Origin of the sequence: Candidatus Desulfofervidus auxilii, from assembly GCF_001577525.1 — a bacterium.
Classification (GTDB): domain Bacteria; phylum Desulfobacterota; class Desulfofervidia; order Desulfofervidales; family Desulfofervidaceae; genus Desulfofervidus; species Desulfofervidus auxilii.
Window position 1 is genome coordinate 579,652 of sequence record NZ_CP013015.1, and the last position, 19,130, is coordinate 598,781.

Here is a 19,130-nt window from a genome sequence, read left to right on the forward strand (position 1 = left end):
CTTATATCTCGAAAAATCAGGATACCTTACCAGAAGCCTCAACATCTTCTTGCTGTCTGTATCACCAATCTCTAATATCTCAGGAGATACTTCTAATAGCCTTTTTCGAAGCCTGTTTTGCAACCTTATCTTCTCATCTATCAGGGTTTGTTGATGCCGAGACAGAATCTTTAACTTTTCATTGATTTTTGTTGCCTTCTCTACCGCAATGAATGCCTTTTCATTTTCAGCGTCTAAATAATCTCTTAATTTCAGCATTTTTGCTAACATTTTTGCGTCCCTTTTATCGTTACGCCATTCTGCCCCAAATACATTCCGAAATTGTTTTAATTTTAAATTATCTACATTGTATAAGGTGAATCCGCTCTCTATAAGTATCCGATCAAATGGTGCTCCGTATCCATTCTTTCCTTCAATTGCAAATGATATTATCCCACCTTCTCTTTTCTCAATCTCTCTAAATTCTCTAACTGCCTTATAAAATTCACTGAATTTGTGTGCTATCTTCTGGTCATACAAAATCTGTTCTTCATCATCCATGATAATTATGTGATGATTATCACTGCCAATATCGATTCCTCCAGATAACCTTTTCACGCCTCACCCTCCTTTATGTTTGATATTTTATGGCTCTGCCAATACCTTTATCCCGTCTATAATAGCCACTTAAAGGCACCTTTCCATTAGACAGGGTATTGGCAGGAGAACATCCGGCAATTCAAACCGAGTCACAATAATTCAACATTATTGACTGACCCCGTTAGCCACAAATGTTCCCCTACCCATTTATCATTTATATCACATAAAGAAGGCTTCTTAATTTCATTCCCTATTTTTTACTCTCACTTTTAATTATAGACCCCAATTCCACTACATTTGGCTATTTCACTACTCACTGATTTAATGTTTTGGCATTTAGACATTTGGATTTCATTTGGTATTTGGATTTTGAAATTTGGATTTTTTAGACCATATTTAAACGTTTGTTCTTTTTGTTAAACTACTTATGGTCTGACTTTGACGTAGCCCTGAGGTAAAGACATAGGCAAAGATAAAAATTTTCCCCTGCCTTTACCTTAAACTCTACCTGTAACCTATTCTAGTAGTGTACATTTTTGGTCTTAGAGTAACAAATTTAGCCTCTTTTTCTTCCTTAACTGAAACAATTATATAAAGAAACCTACTTTACACCTTATTCTTTTTTTAAAACAAATGAGATAAATGTCACAAATATACCTACTAACTGGTAACTTCTTTACTTGATTTAATAAAATAGCTATTTCCCAATTTTTTATTGTGGCATGAAATTTGCTTGAAAATTGAGAATAACGGTGTTAAATGACAATAACAATAGAAAAAAGATGCGCATTTTAATTATCAAGATTATTGAGAATAAAGGAGCTAAAAGTGGAGTCTTCTGATAATATAGTCATGAATGCTGATGAAGTTTCCAGATGGCTTCGTATTCCCAAATCAACTCTATATAAATTGTGTAAGAAAGGACAAATTCCTTGTACCAAAATAGGAAAACACTGGAGGTTTGACAGGAGTATACTTGAAACTTGGTTTGAAGAAAAAGTAAGGGAAAAAAATAAAAAATAATGAAAATATTGACTTTATCACTACTTTATGGCAAAAGGATAAATAAATGAGCATCTTAGCAGGTTTACAAACACTTTTAAAGCCCATTTCTTTGAAGGCCTTTTTAAAAGGATTTGCCAATCGTCCTCTATTAGGTATTGATTTAGGCCAACATACCATAAAATTGCTTCAGTTAAAACTTAAAAATTTACAAATTTCAACCTTTGGCTCTTATATTTTACCTCCTGAAGCTATGACAGAAGGCGAAAAAAGAGATGAATATTTACTTACTGCATTAGACGGATTATTGCGGCAGCTCAAAATTAAGCAAAAAGAAGTAGCTTTATGTTTACCTTCTAAGTATGTGATTATAAAGAAGATAGAATTACCTCGTATGGAAAAAAAAGAAGAAATAGCCTCAGCCGTTTTTCGAGAGGCAGAACAATATATTCCCTATGAATTAGAGGATGTAAATATAAGTTATCAAGTAGTCTCAGAAGAAGCAGAAAAATTAGATAGAATGGAAGTTCTGCTGGTTTCAGCAAAAAAAGATATTATTAATCACCAAGTAGCATTAATAAACGAAGTAGGTCTTATACCTTATGTAATTGATGTAGAAAATTTTGCCCTAGTTAATGCTTATGAAGCATGTTATGGAAAAACTCCAGGACCTCTAGCTATAATAGATGTTGGTGCCAGTAAAATAAATATAGTGGTGGTGGAAAATAATATTCCTATTTTTAACCGTGAGGTACCTATTGGAGGAATATACCTAACAAAAAAAATTCAGGCTAATTTAAATATAGATTATGAAGAAGCTGAAAAGATTAAAATTGAAGGAACTTCTGATAAAAAACTTTTATCTGCTCTTAAAGAAGTCTTTGTTACAGTAACCCAAGAGTGGTTACAAGAAATAACTGCTGCCTTAAATTTTTTTGAAAGTAGCACAAAAACAAAAATAAATGAAATTTTTCTCTGCGGAGGTTCTTCCAGAATAGAAGGTTTTTCTGAAATTTTAGAAAAATCTTTAAAAAAGAAAGTGCATAATTTCAATCCCTTTAATACACTCAGATATGATAGTAGCCATTTTGACCCTGCTTATTTAGAATATTATAATTCTCAAATTCCAATAGCCTTTGGTCTTGCTTTAAGAACTATGGTAGAAAGATGATTAAGATAAATTTACTTCCCAAGGAAGAAATTAAGGCAGTTCCAGATATCAAGCGAGAAGTCTCCATTGTTTTTTTATTTTACATCCTTTTGATATTGGTTGGTGCTTATTTGTTCATAAATATTAACGGTAAGATCTCAACCCTTAAAAAAGAGTTACAATCAGCCCAAATAGAACTTGCCAAATACAAAGATATTCAAAAAAAACTAACTGATTTGAAAAAACAAAAAGAGATTATAGAACAAAAAATAAAGGTAGTTTCTGTTTTAGAAAAAGAAAGGAAAAAAGCGATAGAAGTTTTAAATGCTTTAACTGCTAATTTTTTAGTAAACAAAATGTGGTTTGAAGAACTAACTTTAGAAGGAAATCAATTGAGTGTTAAAGGAATAGCTTTGGGTAATGAAACAGTAGCAGAGTTTATGGAACGATTAAAAAAGATACCTTACTTCCAAGTGGTAGAACTAATTAAAACCGAAAAGAAAAAAATTGCTGAATTAAACTTAACCAAGTTTACTCTAAAGTGCAATATTAGGATAATAGGAGAAAAGGTTTAGTGTTAGAAAAACTTCAAAGTTTACCTTTATCTAAAAGAATCCTGATTTATATTCTTATTCCCATTGTGGCTGTGATACTTTTTTGGAATGGGTATTATTCTCCCTCCATGACTAAAATTAGAGGTCTTAAAGCAAATTTAGAGCAAACTACTAAAAAATTAGAAGAGGCAAAACTTGCCCAAAAAAAATTAAATCAATTGAACAAGGAAATAACGGAAATTGAGAAAAAATTTTATGAAGTAGGACGCCTTTTACCTACAGAAAGAGAGATCCCAGGATTACTTCGCAATGTTTCTAGCTTGGGCAGTGATGCTCATTTAGACTTCCTTTTATTTGAACCTCAGAAAGAAATAATAAAAGACTTTTATGCAGAAGTACCTGTTCGTCTAAAACTGGAAGGTGAATATTTGAATATGGAAAACTTCATTAAAGAATTATCTGAGTTACCCAGGATAATTAATGTGTCTAAGCTCAAATTTAGTAACCCTAAAATGACAGAAACTAATCTAAAATTAAAAGTAGACATGCAAATTCTTACTTATCGCTTTATTCCTAAAGCAAAGGCGTCAGCTAAAAAAGGAAAAAAACAAGGTAAAAAGTGATGAAATCATATAAAGTGGGATTAATTGTATGTTTTTTGTTAAACCTCTTTTTTATAAAAATTAGTAGTGCTAGCCACATAGACCCTTTTAGGCCATTTATCAAATTAACAAAGGAGACTGCCAGCCCGGAAAGTCTGCTTCCTATCCAGAGATTAAAGCTCTCTGAAATAAAATTGACAGGAATTATTTGGAATACAAAGAATCCTTTAGCCTTGATAGAAGACCCAGCAGGAAAAGGTTATGTTTTGAAAAAAGGAGACCTTATAGGTCCTTCTGGTAAGGTAAAAGAAGTAAAAAAAGACAGAGTTATTATTGAAGAAAGCTATATAGATATATTTGAAGGTAAAAAAACAAGGTTTGTAGAATTAGTTCTGCCCCAAAAAGAGGAGGCCATTTTGCCATGAAAAAATTTATGTGTTTTATAATTTGTTTTTGTTTGATGGGTTTTGGCCAAATCCTAGCTAGTGAAAAGGCAACATTCATAAAAGAAGTTGAAGTCAAGACCCAAGCCAAAGAATTAAAAATACAACTTGTGGCCAATGGCCCTATTTCTGACTATGTTTCTTTCAGTTTAACCAAACCAGCTAGATTGGCAATAGATGTCCCCTTAATGGATTGCAAAATTCCTAGAATCTATCCATTAAATAACCCTATTTATCCTCGTTTACGTTGGGCACCCTTCAAGGGGAAATTGCGTTTCGTTATTGACTCTAACTTAAAACAACTCCCTCCTTATAAAATCTCTGCTCAAAACAACAGATTGGAAGTATTATTGCCTTTGGAAAAACCTTCTTTACCATTAATAGCTGTGAAGGCCATAGATTTTGAACAAATATCGCCCCAAAAATGTCGGCTGGTAATAAGTAGTGAAGGGGAACTACAATATGAAGTTTCCCATCCTAAATTGCATACTATGCTCTTACAATTAGACAATGTAAAAATGCCTTCTTATCTCTTGAGGGAACTGGAGACAAAACACTTTCCCTGTGGTATAGAACAAATTCTGCCATATTCTATAAGTAAGAACAAAGTAGGAATAGAAATAAAATTAAAAGAGAGAATACCTTTTAAGATAGTAACTACAGAGGAACATTTATATCTTACCTTCACTACTTCTGGCAAAAAAGTAAAGGAAGCTAAGAAAGAAGAGTTGAAACCAGAGGTCTCAAAAAAGACAGAACCTAAGGAAGAAAAACCTCAGGAAGTAGTTGAGGCAGCCTTGTCCGTAAAACCAGCTTTTGTTTCCCTATTTGCTCAAAAACTACCTACTGAAACCCAAATCATCTTCCCTGGTAGGATAGGAGTGTTTACAGGACAACCTATTTCTTTAGATTTTCAAGATGCAGACATCAAAAATGTATTTAGAATCTTGGCTGAGGTAAGTGGTTTTAATTTTGTGATAAGTGAAGGAGTAAAAGGAAAGGTTACTTTAAAATTAGATAATGTGCCGTGGGATCAAGCCCTTGACTTAATTTTACAAACCTATAGTTTAGGAATAGTAAAAAGAGGGAATGTATTGCGGATTTTGACTCTTGAAGACCTGAAAAAGGAACAAGAAAGATTGATTCAAACCCAACAAGCATTAGAAAAAAAGAAAGAATCAGAACCGTTAATCACAGAAGAAATCCAGGTGAATTATGTTAAGGCTGCTGATCTCATAAAACAACTTAAAGACATCAAAACTAACCGTGGGAAGCTTACTTATGACGAAATGACTAATAGAATTATTATGACAGATGTAAAAACAGCCCTTAAAAAAGCCAGGGATTTAGTAAGAAGCCTGGACATTGCTCCAAGACAGGTGATGATTGAAGGTAGAATTGTAGAAGTAAGTACTGAATACACTAAAGACTTAGGAATTCAATGGGGACAGCATTTTTCACATACCATGACTGAAACAAGTAATATCATTGAAACTAGAGGCGGAGCAGGTGGAGGAGATAAATTTGAGTTTGAGATGGGAGATAGAGAGTGGAAGGGAAACATCCCTCTTATTGTCAATCTCCCCCCAGAAGGAGCTTATGGCGGACTTGGTTTTACTCTTGCCCATTTAGGAAGGGCTTACACTTTAATATTAGATGCAAAGCTTCAAGCTATGGAAAGCGAAGGGAAGGTGAAAATCCTTTCAGTTCCCAAAGTGGTCACTATGGACAATCAACCTGCTCTTATTTCTCAGGGCTTACAAATTCCTTACCGCACTACTTCTGAAGCCGGGACTTATACCCAATTTCAGGAAGCAGTCTTAAAACTGGAAGTCACCCCTCATATTACCCCTGATAAAAAGGTCAGGTTAGAACTTAACCTACATAAGGATTCTCCGGGTATCCGACAAGAAGGTATGGATGCTATCCCTATTGAAAAAAAGGAAGTAAAAACTACTCTTTTGGTGGATAATGAAGAAACCGTAGTAATTGGAGGTATCATCACCGAAACAAAAGAAAGTAAAGAAAGTAGAGTGCCCTTTTTTTCTCGTGTTCCGCTTTTTGGCTTACTTTTTCAAAATAAGATGCGAGGGATTGCAAAAAGGGAGCTTCTTATGTTCATTACCCCAAGAGTAATAGCCCAAAAGGCAAGCATTCAAGAAAATTCCTTTATAAAAAGCGCTTATTGATGCGAGTAGGTTTCTTCTTTTCTGGTGGTGCAAGTAGTTTAAAAGCTGCTTATCAAAGTGAGCTTCATGGGGAAAAATACCACATCGTATTTGCCTTGACAGATAAACCACAGGCTAGTGGTATTAAATTTTGCCAAGAGGTCGGGTTACCAGTTATAGTTTTGGATTATAAAAAATTTTGCCAAGAAAGAAATTTAAATTATCGGAATCTAAAAGACCGTTTTTTCTACTTTGAGGAAGTCCTAGAGAGAATAGCTGATTTTAAAGCAGATATTATTGGCCTATCGGGATTTATGTTGATTGTGACTGAACCATTATTATCTGTATACAAAAACCGCATTTTTAATATTCATCCATTCCGTTTAGATATTCTATCTGGTCCCCAAGTAGAAAGATTAGATGTAGGAAATCTGATGCCAGAGGAAGTAGAAAAATTAGTAAAAATGAACAAATTACAACGTAAATATAAAGGTGAAGACGCTGTTTATGACGGTATGATTTCAGGAGAACCTTATGCTCAATCTACTCTCCACATTGCTACCGCTTTATTTGACGAAGGGCCAATTATAGTTATGTCTAAAAAAATCTATTTTGATCAACAATGGGTTAAACGCTGTTTAAAAATGCGTAATTTTAGACCTTTGCGAACAAAAGCCGATGCTATTCAGGAGCAAATGAAATGGGAATGTGATGGCCCTGCTTTTATTAAAGGCTTAGAACTGGCAGCAGAAGGACGGATAGTCGTAAAGAATGGGACTGTTTTTCTAGATGGCACACCCCTCCCTTATAAAGGTTTTCAATTAGAAGATTAAAACTTAGTAAGTTTCTTTTCTTGGGGAAAACTCCTGTTGTCCCCAGCTTTCTCTAATATTCCTATAGCCCGATAATCTTTTGTAATTCTTATTGAAAAAATAGGTTTACTTGAATGCACTCTTTTAAAATGGAGACTTGGATGAAAGAGATCTTTTTGAAAAAAAAATTAAAAACCTCTTTACTTTTCTCTTTAATTTCTTTTGGGAATCTCTTGTAAGATTTCCAAAATTTTGTCGTAGTTCTGGAAATCATAATTTATTAAAATCTAAAATTTCTGTTTTTCCTTCTTTAAATTCCTTTAGCGCTTCTTCAGCAAGCTTTTCTAAGACATCTTCAGATTCTGCAAAAAGTTTATCCCATTTTCTCTCTGCTTCTAATTCTTCCAATATCCACTTAGCAAAAATATTCTGTTCAGCCTCAGATAACTTTTTTATTTCATTAAAAGCTTTTTCTAAAAGAGTGCTCATTCTATTCCCTCCAATATTTTTTAACTTTTCCAGTTTAAAACTTTTAAAAATTTTTCAATCTAACGACAAAGCTCACTTGCCGACAAGACGCCAAGCGGCGCCAGCGGATTGGCGGTCTGATGGAGTGATTTGTTAGCGGATAGTTATTGTTAAATACTATTACTTCCACAACATTTTTTGTATTTTTTGCCGCTACCACATGGACAAGGATCATTCCTGCCAATCTTTTTCGATATTGCTGGCTTCTGCGGATTAAGCAACTTCTCCAGATCAGAAATATCCTCTGGTTTATCAGGCTCAAATCCTATAATATAATGCCATCCATGCTTTGCACATGTTTCAGCCACATACCTTGCCTTTTCATATGTATGAACACGAACAACAATTGGTCTTTTTTCCGATCCTAATTTTGCCATTTATTTGCCTGTCATATTTGTTTTATTTCTGCGCTAACTTATTTCCTATTTTTTATATTACATGTTTTTTTCATATCAAAATCTGCCCTATTTGTCAAAGAAAGTTTTTTAAAAGAATGGAAGATGGTTGAGGAAAGGGCCATTAAGGCCTTGTGTTTGCGCCATAGGTCTTACAGGACAAAAAGGGCATATCTAGCTTGGCTTGCCCGGTTTTATGGTTGTGGATTAAGGTTAAGTGAGTGTGTGAGACTATGTATATTGGAATTTTATCCAAAAAGTCGCGGATTTTGGGATATTGAAAATTTTTGACAGAAGAGAGGATTTTTGCTACTTTCAATTCTGTGAAAGGGTGGAGTAAATTTGTTTATTGTTGGGGGAAAGGTATTCCTTATAGGATTAAATGGGCAGTAACATTTTTGCTTCTAATAGGTATTTTCCTTTGGCAAATTAAAGTTCCATCAATCAGGTATGTTTTTCTTTTTAGATTATACTATCTCCCCATTTTCATGGGCAGTCTTTTGGGTGGGTTAAGAGGGGGCATTCTGTTTGCCACTTTAAGTTCATTTTTTTCATTTTGCGTTTCAAATCAGTTTTCTTTAGACAAGCTAGACTTTTTATTTGAAATAATATTATTTTACTTTTTTGGTATCATAACCGGATTTTTAGTAGATAGAGAAAAAAAAGAGAAAGAGAGGGCAAAAGAGGCCGAGGATTTGGCCTTGTTAGGAAAGGCTGCTGCCGCTATTGCCCATGAGTTGAGAACACCTTTGGTAGTCATAGGAGGGTTTTCCCGAATTGTTCAGAAACAACTCCCACCTGAATCACTTTCTTGGAAAAAATTGGATATCATCCTAAAAGAAGCAAAATGGATGGAGGATATAATTCAAGGTATTTTAGACTTTTCTAAACCTCTTGAGTTAGAACTAAAACCAACAAATATAAAATCTCTTATAGAAGAAGTTGTAAGTTTAGTTGCACCTGAAAAAGAGAGGAAAATCCAGGTAAGATTTGTCAATCCTATATTGAAAGAAATAAGGCTAGATCCGGATAGATTTAAGCAAGTCTTGATAAACTTACTTAATAATGCCATCCAGGCCTCCCCGGATAAGCCTGTAAAAATAAATGTATTTTTTACTGACGAGTCAATGATTATTGAAATAATAGATCAAGGACCAGGTATACCAAAAGAATATCAGGCTAAAATTTTTGAACCTTTTTTTAGTACCAAGGCAAGAGGAACTGGCTTGGGCTTAGCTATTGTGAAAAAAATAATTAATGCTCACAAAGGAAGCATTTCCTTTAGAACATCTCCAGAAAAGGGCACTACTTTTGTAATTACCATTCCTACAAACTTATAAAGCTTTTCTCAATCAATAGGTTCGGAAACATCCGAAAACAAATCTTGTTCAAAAAGCCCTTTGAATGCTTTAAAAACAGCACCCGGAAACCCATCTCCAATACGTTTCCCTTGCAAAGAAACAACAGGTAAGACATCAATAGTGGTGCCCAAAAGTAATATTTCTTTGGCTTCATAAGCATCCTCTAAAGAAATAGGACAAAAACACACACCTCTTATGAGTTTTGTTTTTACTAACTCTTGGGACAGGAAAAAGGCCCTTTTTAACGTTATCCCTTCTAAAATCCTATTACTTTCTGGAAACTTCAAATACCCATCTGTTGAAACTATCCCTACGCTTTCTGTAGCCCCCTCTGCAAGATAACCATTTTCATCTAGCCCTATTGCATAATCTGCCCCCTTTTGTATCGCTTCTTTTTTCATCAAAACATTGGGCAGATAATTACATGATTTGATTTGGGCAAAAAACCCAGATTTTAAGGGAATTTTACTTATTATAGCCTTAACACCCTTTTGGAGATGCTTTTTATCAGGGGGTAACCATTTGGTAATGACAATATAAAGCTGAGTGCCTATACTTTCAAAAGGGTTTACACTAAAACCTCCTGGTCCCCTAGATAGAAAAATGCGGATGACACAATCTTTTACCTGGGCAGCCTTTATTGTTTCTCTGATTCTTTGTTTCAATTCAGGTAAAGACAAAGGAAATTCTAAACCAATCCCTTGAGCCGATTTCTGTAAACGTTGTAAATGAGCTTGGAACTGATAAATATAGCCTTTGCAACACTTTATAACTTCAAACACCCCATCTCCTCTATGGACTATGTGGTCATCTATAGGAATCCACATTAAACTTGGTTCAGTTACCACACCACCCAAGAGGCTAGAATACATAGCCAAATAAGACTGTTGGTGAGAATATTTGATTGTTTTTATTTTTTCTAAAAATTTTTCTGGACTAAAAACCTCAACCATTTTATTCTTTTAAACCGTCCTCAAAATAAGGTCAAGTTATAGACAGGACTTTCCCCAGAATTTTTAAAAGCTTTCTCAAAAGAAAGGTAAGGTGAGCTCCTCAAAACCGGAATAACTTTAAAAGAAAACGGTCAAATATGGTAACTGACCTTACGCACGGTATAAAAATCATTTTTAAAGGTTGCGGTCAAAAAACTGACCGCAACCATACAAATATTTTTAGGGCTGGGCTGTCAAGGAGTGCTCGCTCGCCTGCCGTCAGGCAGGCATTCCGCAGCTCGTTGTGCTCCTCCTTGACAGAAAATCAGCCAAATCAAGTATAAAAAATTCTCTCTCCTATAGCTTCACCTAATAAGACATTTTATTCCTTTCAACTAACTCTACTTTTTAAAAAGCAGATTGCGAAGTGCCATCAAGACTGGCGAAAGCCACCCTGAAGGGCTTGGTCTTGATGGCTTAACGGAGCAATCTGCTAAGCTATAAAATAAATAGGTTGGTGAAGTTAACCTTGAGGTATTTTCTTATTCCACTTATTGAACGCAAAAAATCCTTAATTCATCCCTGCCTGTCGGCAGACAGGCAGGGATGTTTTTTAAAGATTAACGCCTAAATTTTGGGGAATGTCCAAATTTAATTTTTTTCTTGACATTTTAATTTACTCAGCGTACAATTCTTGAAAAGCTAAATTATGGGAGGGCAAAATTGTGAGAAAAGTCTTTATTTTTTTAATATCAATTCTAACATTTATAGGAATTTTGGAAAATGTTATGGCTGGTGTTGTAAAGTGGTCTCAACCCCCTCGTATGGATCAATATGGTTATGACTTTTCTTCAGAGACTCAAGTACCATCTAAAGTAGCAGACGATTATCTTTGTAAAAGTGGACTTCCTGTAATTGGAATTACTTGGTGGGGTTCTTATTGGAATTCGGGTAATTGGTATCCTTATAACAACAGTAACCATTGGGGAGACCCAGCAAATGTTCCCCCTGGGACAGTGAATGGATTTATTATTCGTTTCTATAAGGATGTGCCTGCAGGTACAGGTACTCCTCCCTATAGCCACCCAGGTGATTTGCTTTATAAAGAAACATTAGATTTTAATTTGGTAAATGAGAAATATTATGGTCAAATTGACCACGCAGACGGAGAACTAGGGGTAGGAACTGATATAATTGAAACTGTCTTTCAATATCATGCCACATTGCCTATTCCCTTTGACCAACAAGCTGACAATATTTATTGGCTTTCTATTCAAGCCATTGACCATGATGGTAAGCCCATTCAATGGGGCTGGCATGAAGCAGAGAACCTTTGGCATGACAATGCAGTTCAGTGGGGCACATTTTTTAATGGCGGAATGGAGAATTGGAACATTCTTACCGATAAAGATATGGCCTTTCAAATAGAAGTAGTCCCCATTCCTACTACTTTATTGCTTCTAGGTACTGGATTGCTTGGCATCCTGACCCTGGGAAGGAAATCACGTCAAAGTTAATTAGCTAAAAAGAGATCAAATAGAGATTAGGAAGATTGCTCAGAACAAGGTTAGAATTTTTATCTAGGTTGAAAGTTAATGGAGATTATAGGGGTTGGTAGAGGCAGTTTCTAGGTTTGGGTTAGGTGACAAAAGGGAAAGACTGTTATTAAAACAAAAGATATGTAAGGGAGAAAAGATGTTACAAAAAACACAAAAAGCAACATTTAAGGTTTTAATTTCATTGGTCATATTCTTTTTCGCTTTTGCTCTGGCAATGGCTGACAATGCCGTGGCTGAGGAGTTGACTGGGCCTCCTGAAGGCAAGGTTCCGTCCGTTGAGGCCGAGGAAGTCGAAGAGGGCGTACCGTTGTTCCAGGAAGGAGAGGATAAGCCACTACCACGTCCAACCCATCCGCCTATCCATCAGATCCCGCCGATGCCCATGCCTACTGAACCTCCCCAGGGAAGGGGAATGCCTTTAGAACCTGGAGTGGGAATCATTCATGATTTAAAAACAGGAAAAACAATCACTGTGCCAAACAATCTTACTATACCAAACGATACCTTAATGCAAGATCAAGGTGGTGGTTATAGTGGAGCTGATGGGGGTGGTGGCATTGAAAATCTGTTAACCTCTTTTGGTACCATGATCAGAACAGAGAGTGTTGAGGATTTCCCTTGGCGGATGAATGTTAAGCTTGTAATGCGATTTGGAAGTGACTGGTACGTTTGCTCCGGCACCATGAGAGATGCCGAGGTTGTCCTTACCGCAGGCCATTGTGTATACGATTATGATGGAGAAGGTTGGGCTGATGAGATCTACGTCTATCCGGCGTATGATGGAGATACTTTTCCTATTGGAGCATATGGATATGGTTATGCTTCAAGGCTTGGCTCATGGACTGGATGGACTGAACATGGTGATTTGAACTATGACATTGGTGTAATTGAAATCCAAAGGGCTGTCGGCATGCTCACAGGACTGATTGCCCACATTAGCTATACAGTAAATTGATAAAAGGGTTTATTAATTTAATTGGTAAATACAAAAGTAAAGGGGGTGAGAAGCAATGAAAAAGCAAGGATTGTTAGTGTTATTTTTGATAATTGCGCTAATCTTCTTTATTGGGCTACCATCTGTTATGGCAGTAACTGATACCTTTTATGTTGAAATGGGCTCAAATAATGACCTTATTTCAGGTGGTGGCAGCGGATACGAGAATGGGACATGGTATTATTACCCAAATACTAAATGGTGGAATCAGTGGTTTTACAATGCACCTTTTGACCTGGACCGCTGGAAGGTAATTGACATTTCCTTTAATATAGAGACTACTGGGCTGGGAAGTGCGGCCGTGGTTGCTTACAATTGGTCAACACCTGAGTGGTCTGCCCTTGGTTTAAATCGGCCTCCTCTTCCAGAAGATGTACCCACTCCTGAGTTAGAAGAAAAATATATAGAACGGCATATTTTCCTTATAGAGTCCGATTGGATACCTCCGTCATTTAGGGTTGAAGACCACTTTGAAATTCTAGACTATAATCCTGAATGGGTCTCCATTGATGTTCGGGGAGCTAATTTCAGGATAACTGATGGCGTAATAGATCACCGGTGCGTCCCTATTCCCAGCACCTTGCTGCTTCTAGGATCTGGTTTTATTGGGTTGATTGGCTTTAAGAGAAAATTATTTCGGGGATAGTGAATGTGGATAAGTAGTTAAATTAGTGAAAATATAAGGGAAAAAGGAGGTGAAAAAGATGAAAAGATTGTTAGTTGTAGCTGTGGCATTGTTTATGGTATTGGGGTTGGCAAACCCGGTAAGAGCGGACTTAGTGTTTAACCTTGATTTTGGACAGGATAGCAATTATGAGAATTATTGGGAGTTGAATCCGGGTGAGACTGTATCAATAGATATCTATGTTTCTAACGTACCTGATCCTGGTCTAATAAGTATGGGTTTTGATCTTGTTTATGATCAAACTCAACTTGAGGTAGTGACTGCGGATATTGACAGTACAAATTGGTATATGGGTGGTGTTCAACACACTACTCCTGAAATTGAGATGAAAGGTGGCCGTGTGGAGCCAGGTCTTTCTGGTGATAATATTAAGCTTGGAACAATCGAATTTAAGTGTGTGGCTATGGGTATCAGCGAACTCTGGTTGTATGACAGTGATCGGGGAGGCAATTATGATGATTTTGTCTTAGTTGGCGGGACGGTGCTAGATGAGCAGATTGTTAGTGGAGTAAATCTGGCCGAGGTCAACAATGTCCCCATCCCCAGTACCTTGCTCCTTTTGGGTACTGGACTAATTAGTTTTCTTGGTTTAAGCCGAAGGAGGATTGCCGGTTAAAGAGAAAAGTCATTATAGGAGGTGGCTAACCTAAAGCCAACCTCCTATAATGGCTACAAAAAACACCAATTGGATTAGATTTTCCTAAAGAGTTTCAGTGCTGCAAGTGACATGCCAGGATGAGAGAGGAGGATTATACTACATAAGTTCAATAACTTACCGATGGGCACTTGTAAGAGCTAAAGGAGGTATTATGAAAAAATTATTAGTGTTTTCCTTTGTGGCCATTTTTCTGATGATGGCCGCAGGTGCACAGGGAACAAATGGAGGTACTGGTAAATGGCTTCAGCCTCCAGATATGGAGTATGGAGTAAATATAAAATCCACTGAGTCAGAGCCCATTGTGGCCGATGACTGGAAGTGTGAAGACCCAAGGGAAATAGTGAATGTCCACTTCTGGGGCTCTTATATTGGCTGGGAAAGAGAGAATCCTGAGCCACCACTTCCTCCACCTGGAGTGAACGCCTTTATCATCCGTATTTATAAAGATGTGCCTGCCGGGGCCGATCCAGACTTTCCCTATAGTCACCCAGGCGAGCTTCTTTATGAAAAAAGGGTAACAGAATTTAAAGAAAGGTATTATGGTACAATTACTCATCCAGATGAAACCTATGAGCACAAATTTTATTATAGTTTAGATCTTCCTGAACCATTTTATCAGAGGGAAGGAACTGTTTACTGGATTTCTATTGCCGCGGTTATGCCAGATGGCAGCGAATTCCCCTGGGGATGGGAAACCTCTACAGCCCACTGGAATGATAATGCCTGCCGATATTGGTTTTACAATAACTATTGGGAAGAAATTTTGCCTTCACAGCTTCCTTCTTGGTATCAGGAACATTACAGAACCGTAGACATGGCCTTTGAGCTCACAGTAGAATTTGAGCCACCGCCGCCCTTGGAGCCTATAAAGTGGCAGCAAAGACCAGACATGGAGCAAGGGGCAAACATTATCTCCATTCCAATTATGCCTTCACAAAAAAACCCTGTAGAGCGGGGCACTGTGGCTGATGACTGGCTCTGCTTAGATGCCAGCCCTGTCTCTGACTTACATTTCTGGGGTTCATATCCAGGCTGGGAAGAGCAAAACCCAGGACCGCCTATGACCCCTCCACCAGGGGTAGAAGCATTCAGAATCCAGGTCTATTCTAATGCTCCAGCCACAAGCCCACAAGATTTCAGCCGTCCTGATAAGCTGTTGTATGAGGTCTGGGTTAAGGACTTTACTGAAACCTATGTAGCAAGTATCTTTCACTTCTGGGATGAAAAATGGGAACATAAGTACCGCTATGATTTAGACCTCCCTCGTATCTTCTGGCAAAAGCGGGATAAAATCTACTGGCTAAATATCTCGGCAATTCCTAAAAATCCTGATTACCTTTGGGGCTGGGAGAGCTCCATGGACCGCTGGGGTGATTTTGCTGTAAAGGGCTGGTATTTAGACCCGGATAATTGGTGGTGGGAGATGATTAAACATCCCTATACAGGAGAAAATATCGATATGGCCTTTGAACTTACTACCTGTGAAGGCCCCATTAAGTGGCTGCAATTCCCTGATATGGCCAATGGCATTAATATCCTATCTCTGGACCCTGTGGTGGCCGATGACTGGCTGTGCATCAAAGGAAAGCCCATCACTGAGATACACTTCTGGGGTTCTTATTTAAGTTGTGATGGACAGGTACATTGGGAGCAAAGAAATCCTGGGCCACCTGAAAATCCACTTCCTCCCACCCCTGGATTATCTGGCTTCTGGATAAGTTTCCACAAAAATGTTCCTGCTGGAGTAGACCCTGATATGCGCTGGAGCCACCCAGGTGAACTGATTAAAGAGATATGGGTGGATTTTAAGGATGTAAAAGAAATCTATTGGGATTCTGTGCCTCACTCCACAGGCCCAGATGGTTTAATATGGTGGGAACATAAGTTCTATTACATCGTCCGTCTGGAAGAACCTTTTAAACAGGAGGAAGGAACCATCTACTGGCTGAATATTGGGGCAACACCACTACCAGACAGCCGATGGTGCTGGGGCTGGGAGACCTCCAAAGACCACTGGAATGATAATGCAGTCCAGGGTTCAGAAGAATGGTGGGAGGAATTGGGCGCATCAACAATCGATTTCGAAGACCTCATACTTGGAACCACATATAACTGCTGCGGATATAAATTCACCACCTCGGGCATTCCAGTTACCCTGAAGAAGTTCCAATGGAGTAACGGCCAATGGACCAGCGACGGGTATACTAAGGTTCAGGACGGCGGGCAAGCCGGAGGCTCGGGCAATGAGATGTGGGTCAACAATGTCAACCTGGACTTTGGCTTTGGAGTTCCCCTTACACATTTGTCTCTCCTCTTCGGTGAGTATGGCGGTAACGTCAATATTGAAATCAATGGCGATTTCCGGAATGTTCTCAACTTCTCAGACATTAACGGACTCACAATAGGCGGGGTTCTTGTCACCGTGGTTGATTTTGGTGGCGGCAAAGGAGGTATCACCTTAACCGGCGTCATCAACCAATTCGCTATCGGCGGACAGGAGCTAGCTATCGACAACGTCGAGGCTCCCATAGATATGGCCTTCGCACTCATCACCAAGGATGATACCAAATATTGCGAGGGAGATTTTGACCGTGACGGAGACGTGGATGGCTCTGATCTAGCCATATTTGCCGCAGACTTTGGGAGAACAGACTGCTATTTTACAGGCGATTGTGAGGGTGACTTTGATTACGATGGTGATGTAGATGGCTCTGATTTGGCAGTATTTGCTGCAGACTTTGGTAGGACTGATTGCCCCTGTGCATTGAATGTGCCTTAATGTCCTGTAAGGGCGGACAAAGTCCGCCCTTTACAGGCAAATATGAATCTACCTTGTGTGAAGGTGACTTTGATGGCGATGGCGATGTAGATGGCTCTGATTTGGCAGTATTTGCTGCAGACTTTGGGAGAATTGATTGCCCCTGTTGGAAAAAAGTCAGGTAGGAAGTAGGGTGAGATGAAGGCAAGGTTATTATTTTTGGTCTTTTTGGTGGCCTTTTTGGCAACTAATGTAACATTGGGAGAGATCTTTAATGTAACAAACCTAGAGGAGTTTCAAGATGCACTTACAACTGCAGAATCTAATGGGGAGGATGATATAATAAATGTGGCCGAAGGGACATATAATATTACCTCTACCCTTCGCTATTCAACTTATGATGGGGATAGCGGTGATAAACTTACCATTCAGGGTGCAGGTGCAGATAAGACAGTCCTTGATGGTGGAGGAAGTGTTCAGATTTTGTATATAGATACTGGCACAGATGGTGGTGATGTAACAATAAAGGATATGGCCCTTGAGAATGGAAATGGGGGCAACGGCGGTGGTATCTATGTTCATGGGTCATCTATAAATATAACAATAAAAGAGTGTATATTCTCAGGAAATTCAGCTGAGGATGCTGGTGGTGGTGTAGAGGCAGATTCATGGTCAGGCACAATAACTATTATAAACAATATATTCTCAAGAAATTCAGCTAAGTATGGTGGTGGTGTATCTGCACATTCAGACTCAGGCATAACTATTATAAACAACACATTCTCAGAAAATTCAGCTAAGGATTATGGTGGTGGTGTATCTGCACATTCATGGTCAGGCACAGTAACTATTACAAACAATATATTCTCAAGAAATTCAGCTAAGTATGGTGGTGGTGTAGATGCAGGTTCAGACTCAGGCACAACCATTATAAACAATACATTCTCAGGAAATTCAGCTAGTCGGGATGGCGGCGGTATATGGACACGGTTATATTATGACTCAGCAATCCTAAATATTTATAATAATATCTTTTTTGATAACACAGCCAATGCTGGTGGAAATGACGGCGATGACCTATATGTTAATTCTGATGGTAATGGGAATTCCACAGGCTCTACTGTCAATCTATACAACAATAACCTTTCAGGAAATGCCAATTTTGATACAGGGCAGTCTGAGGACCTTTTTATAACTGAGACAGATAATTACTCACATGGAGCTAATATTCAACAAAATCCTCTATTTGTGGATGCTGAAAACGGAGATTTTCACCTAGAATCAACTTCCCCCTGCATAGATGCAGGCACAAATGATGCCCCTCACCTGCCAGACAAAGATAAAGATGGAAAACCAAGGATTATAGATGGAGATGGTGATGATATAACCATTGTAGATATGGGTGCTTATGAGTTTGGTGATATATGTGAGGGTGATTTTGATTGTGACGGAGATGTGGATGGAAGTGATCTAGCTATATTTGCCGCAGACTTTGGCCGTACAGACTGCTATTTTACAGGCGATTGTGAGGGTGACTTTGATTACGATGGTGATGTAGATGGCTCAGACTTAGCCATATTTGCAGCAGATTTTGGGCGTACAGATTGCCCCTGTGCATTGAATGTGCCTTAATGTCCTGTAAGGGCGGACTTTGTCCGCCCTTTATAGGCAAATATGAATGTAAATAAAGATAAACCAATTATAATAGACCCACTTCTTGCAAGCACCTTCATTGATGGAAGTAGTGATGTATATGTAACTGGCTTTTTAACTATCTTAGAAGATAAGGTAACTGTGTTGAAGCCATAATGTAGGTGGGATGTTTTTATCTCAAAGCTTGATAAAAACCTTTCTGCAGCAAAATCTTATGAGGGAAATTTTGACAATGATATTGAGATAGATAACAATGATTTAACTATTTGATTTTGGCCGGATAGACTGCCTGGTCTG

19 protein-coding genes are annotated in these 19,130 nt (G+C 37.9%); 15 read left to right on the plus strand and 4 right to left on the minus strand.

Annotation, left to right across the window (positions count from 1 at the left end; genetic code table 11):
* Positions 1 to 597, minus strand: a 597-nt coding sequence (locus HS1_RS13305; protein WP_172793628.1) for an IS110 family transposase, incomplete at its 3' end; no start/stop codon positions are given.
* A gap of 810 nt (positions 598 to 1,407) precedes the next feature.
* Between HS1_RS13305 and HS1_RS03045 the strand changes: the two genes are divergently transcribed.
* The 7 genes from HS1_RS03045 to purN are packed head-to-tail and all read left to right on the plus strand — an operon-like array spanning position 1,408 to position 7,331.
* Positions 1,408 to 1,602, plus strand: coding sequence for a helix-turn-helix domain-containing protein (locus HS1_RS03045; RefSeq protein ID WP_066060771.1), 195 nt, complete (start codon positions 1,408 to 1,410; stop codon positions 1,600 to 1,602).
* A 46-nt stretch (positions 1,603 to 1,648) separates the two neighbouring features.
* Complete coding sequence (gene pilM, locus HS1_RS03050; RefSeq protein ID WP_066060773.1) at positions 1,649 to 2,752, plus strand: type IV pilus assembly protein PilM; 1,104 nt, start codon at positions 1,649 to 1,651, stop codon at positions 2,750 to 2,752.
* Positions 2,749 to 3,306 (plus strand): PilN domain-containing protein, encoded by a 558-nt coding sequence (locus tag HS1_RS03055; RefSeq protein ID WP_066060775.1) that lies wholly within the window; start codon positions 2,749 to 2,751, stop codon positions 3,304 to 3,306. Before pilM ends, HS1_RS03055 begins: the two co-directional genes overlap by 4 nt.
* Positions 3,306 to 3,908, plus strand: coding sequence for a type IV pilus inner membrane component PilO (locus HS1_RS03060; protein ID WP_066060777.1), 603 nt, complete (start codon positions 3,306 to 3,308; stop codon positions 3,906 to 3,908). Before HS1_RS03055 ends, HS1_RS03060 begins: the two co-directional genes overlap by 1 nt.
* Positions 3,908 to 4,312: a pilus assembly protein PilP gene (locus tag HS1_RS03065; protein ID WP_066060780.1), complete on the plus strand. Its 405-nt coding sequence runs from the start codon at positions 3,908 to 3,910 to the stop codon at positions 4,310 to 4,312. The genes HS1_RS03060 and HS1_RS03065 overlap by 1 nt, the downstream gene beginning before the upstream one ends.
* Positions 4,309 to 6,519 (plus strand): type IV pilus secretin PilQ, encoded by a 2,211-nt coding sequence (locus HS1_RS03070; RefSeq protein WP_066060782.1) that lies wholly within the window; start codon positions 4,309 to 4,311, stop codon positions 6,517 to 6,519. Before HS1_RS03065 ends, HS1_RS03070 begins: the two co-directional genes overlap by 4 nt.
* A complete protein-coding gene (gene purN, locus HS1_RS03075) occupies positions 6,519 to 7,331 on the plus strand; it encodes a phosphoribosylglycinamide formyltransferase (RefSeq protein ID WP_066060783.1) in 813 nt (270 codons plus the stop codon). The genes HS1_RS03070 and purN overlap by 1 nt, the downstream gene beginning before the upstream one ends.
* 249 nt (positions 7,332 to 7,580) lie before the next feature.
* On the opposite strand, the gene HS1_RS03080 is transcribed toward purN, so the two are convergent.
* Positions 7,581 to 7,799: a hypothetical protein gene (locus HS1_RS03080; protein WP_066060785.1), complete on the minus strand. Its 219-nt coding sequence runs from the start codon at positions 7,797 to 7,799 to the stop codon at positions 7,581 to 7,583.
* A 149-nt stretch (positions 7,800 to 7,948) separates the two neighbouring features.
* The gene (locus HS1_RS03085; RefSeq protein ID WP_066060787.1) at positions 7,949 to 8,215 is read right to left on the minus strand and encodes a PBPRA1643 family SWIM/SEC-C metal-binding motif protein; all 267 of its coding nucleotides are present in this window, start codon (positions 8,213 to 8,215) and stop codon (positions 7,949 to 7,951) included.
* A 341-nt stretch (positions 8,216 to 8,556) separates the two neighbouring features.
* On the opposite strand from HS1_RS03085, the gene HS1_RS03095 reads away from it, so the two are divergent.
* The gene (locus tag HS1_RS03095) at positions 8,557 to 9,573 is read left to right on the plus strand and encodes a two-component system sensor histidine kinase NtrB (protein ID WP_156469362.1); all 1,017 of its coding nucleotides are present in this window, start codon (positions 8,557 to 8,559) and stop codon (positions 9,571 to 9,573) included.
* Positions 9,574 to 9,581: 8 nt separating this feature from the next.
* Here the strand turns inward: HS1_RS03095 and HS1_RS03100 are convergent, their stop codons facing one another.
* On the minus strand, positions 9,582 to 10,547 hold the full coding sequence (locus HS1_RS03100) for an aminotransferase class IV (RefSeq protein WP_066060792.1): 966 nt from the start codon (positions 10,545 to 10,547) through the stop codon (positions 9,582 to 9,584).
* Between the two features lie 767 nt (positions 10,548 to 11,314).
* On the opposite strand from HS1_RS03100, the gene HS1_RS03105 reads away from it, so the two are divergent.
* The 7 genes from HS1_RS03105 (at position 11,315) to HS1_RS03130 (ending at position 18,812) form a co-directional block, all read left to right on the plus strand.
* The gene (locus HS1_RS03105) at positions 11,315 to 12,043 is read left to right on the plus strand and encodes a DUF7901 domain-containing protein (RefSeq protein WP_156469363.1); all 729 of its coding nucleotides are present in this window, start codon (positions 11,315 to 11,317) and stop codon (positions 12,041 to 12,043) included.
* Positions 12,044 to 12,137: 94 nt separating this feature from the next.
* Positions 12,138 to 13,040 carry a trypsin-like serine peptidase gene (locus tag HS1_RS03110; RefSeq protein ID WP_066060797.1) on the plus strand — a complete coding sequence of 301 codons (903 nt, stop codon included), beginning with the start codon at positions 12,138 to 12,140 and terminating at the stop codon, positions 13,038 to 13,040.
* A 55-nt stretch (positions 13,041 to 13,095) separates the two neighbouring features.
* Positions 13,096 to 13,725: a PEP-CTERM sorting domain-containing protein gene (locus HS1_RS03115; protein ID WP_066060798.1), complete on the plus strand. Its 630-nt coding sequence runs from the start codon at positions 13,096 to 13,098 to the stop codon at positions 13,723 to 13,725.
* Positions 13,726 to 13,819: 94 nt separating this feature from the next.
* Entirely contained in the window at positions 13,820 to 14,380 is a 561-nt protein-coding gene (locus HS1_RS03120) for a cohesin domain-containing protein (RefSeq protein WP_216638269.1), read from the plus strand.
* A 193-nt stretch (positions 14,381 to 14,573) separates the two neighbouring features.
* Positions 14,574 to 17,201: a DUF7901 domain-containing protein gene (locus HS1_RS13495; RefSeq protein ID WP_216638270.1), complete on the plus strand. Its 2,628-nt coding sequence runs from the start codon at positions 14,574 to 14,576 to the stop codon at positions 17,199 to 17,201.
* Positions 17,201 to 17,365: a hypothetical protein gene (locus HS1_RS12995; protein ID WP_156469364.1), complete on the plus strand. Its 165-nt coding sequence runs from the start codon at positions 17,201 to 17,203 to the stop codon at positions 17,363 to 17,365. The genes HS1_RS13495 and HS1_RS12995 overlap by 1 nt, the downstream gene beginning before the upstream one ends.
* A gap of 13 nt (positions 17,366 to 17,378) precedes the next feature.
* Complete coding sequence (locus tag HS1_RS03130; protein ID WP_066060802.1) at positions 17,379 to 18,812, plus strand: right-handed parallel beta-helix repeat-containing protein; 1,434 nt, start codon at positions 17,379 to 17,381, stop codon at positions 18,810 to 18,812.
* The last annotated feature ends 318 nt before the right edge of the window (positions 18,813 to 19,130 follow it).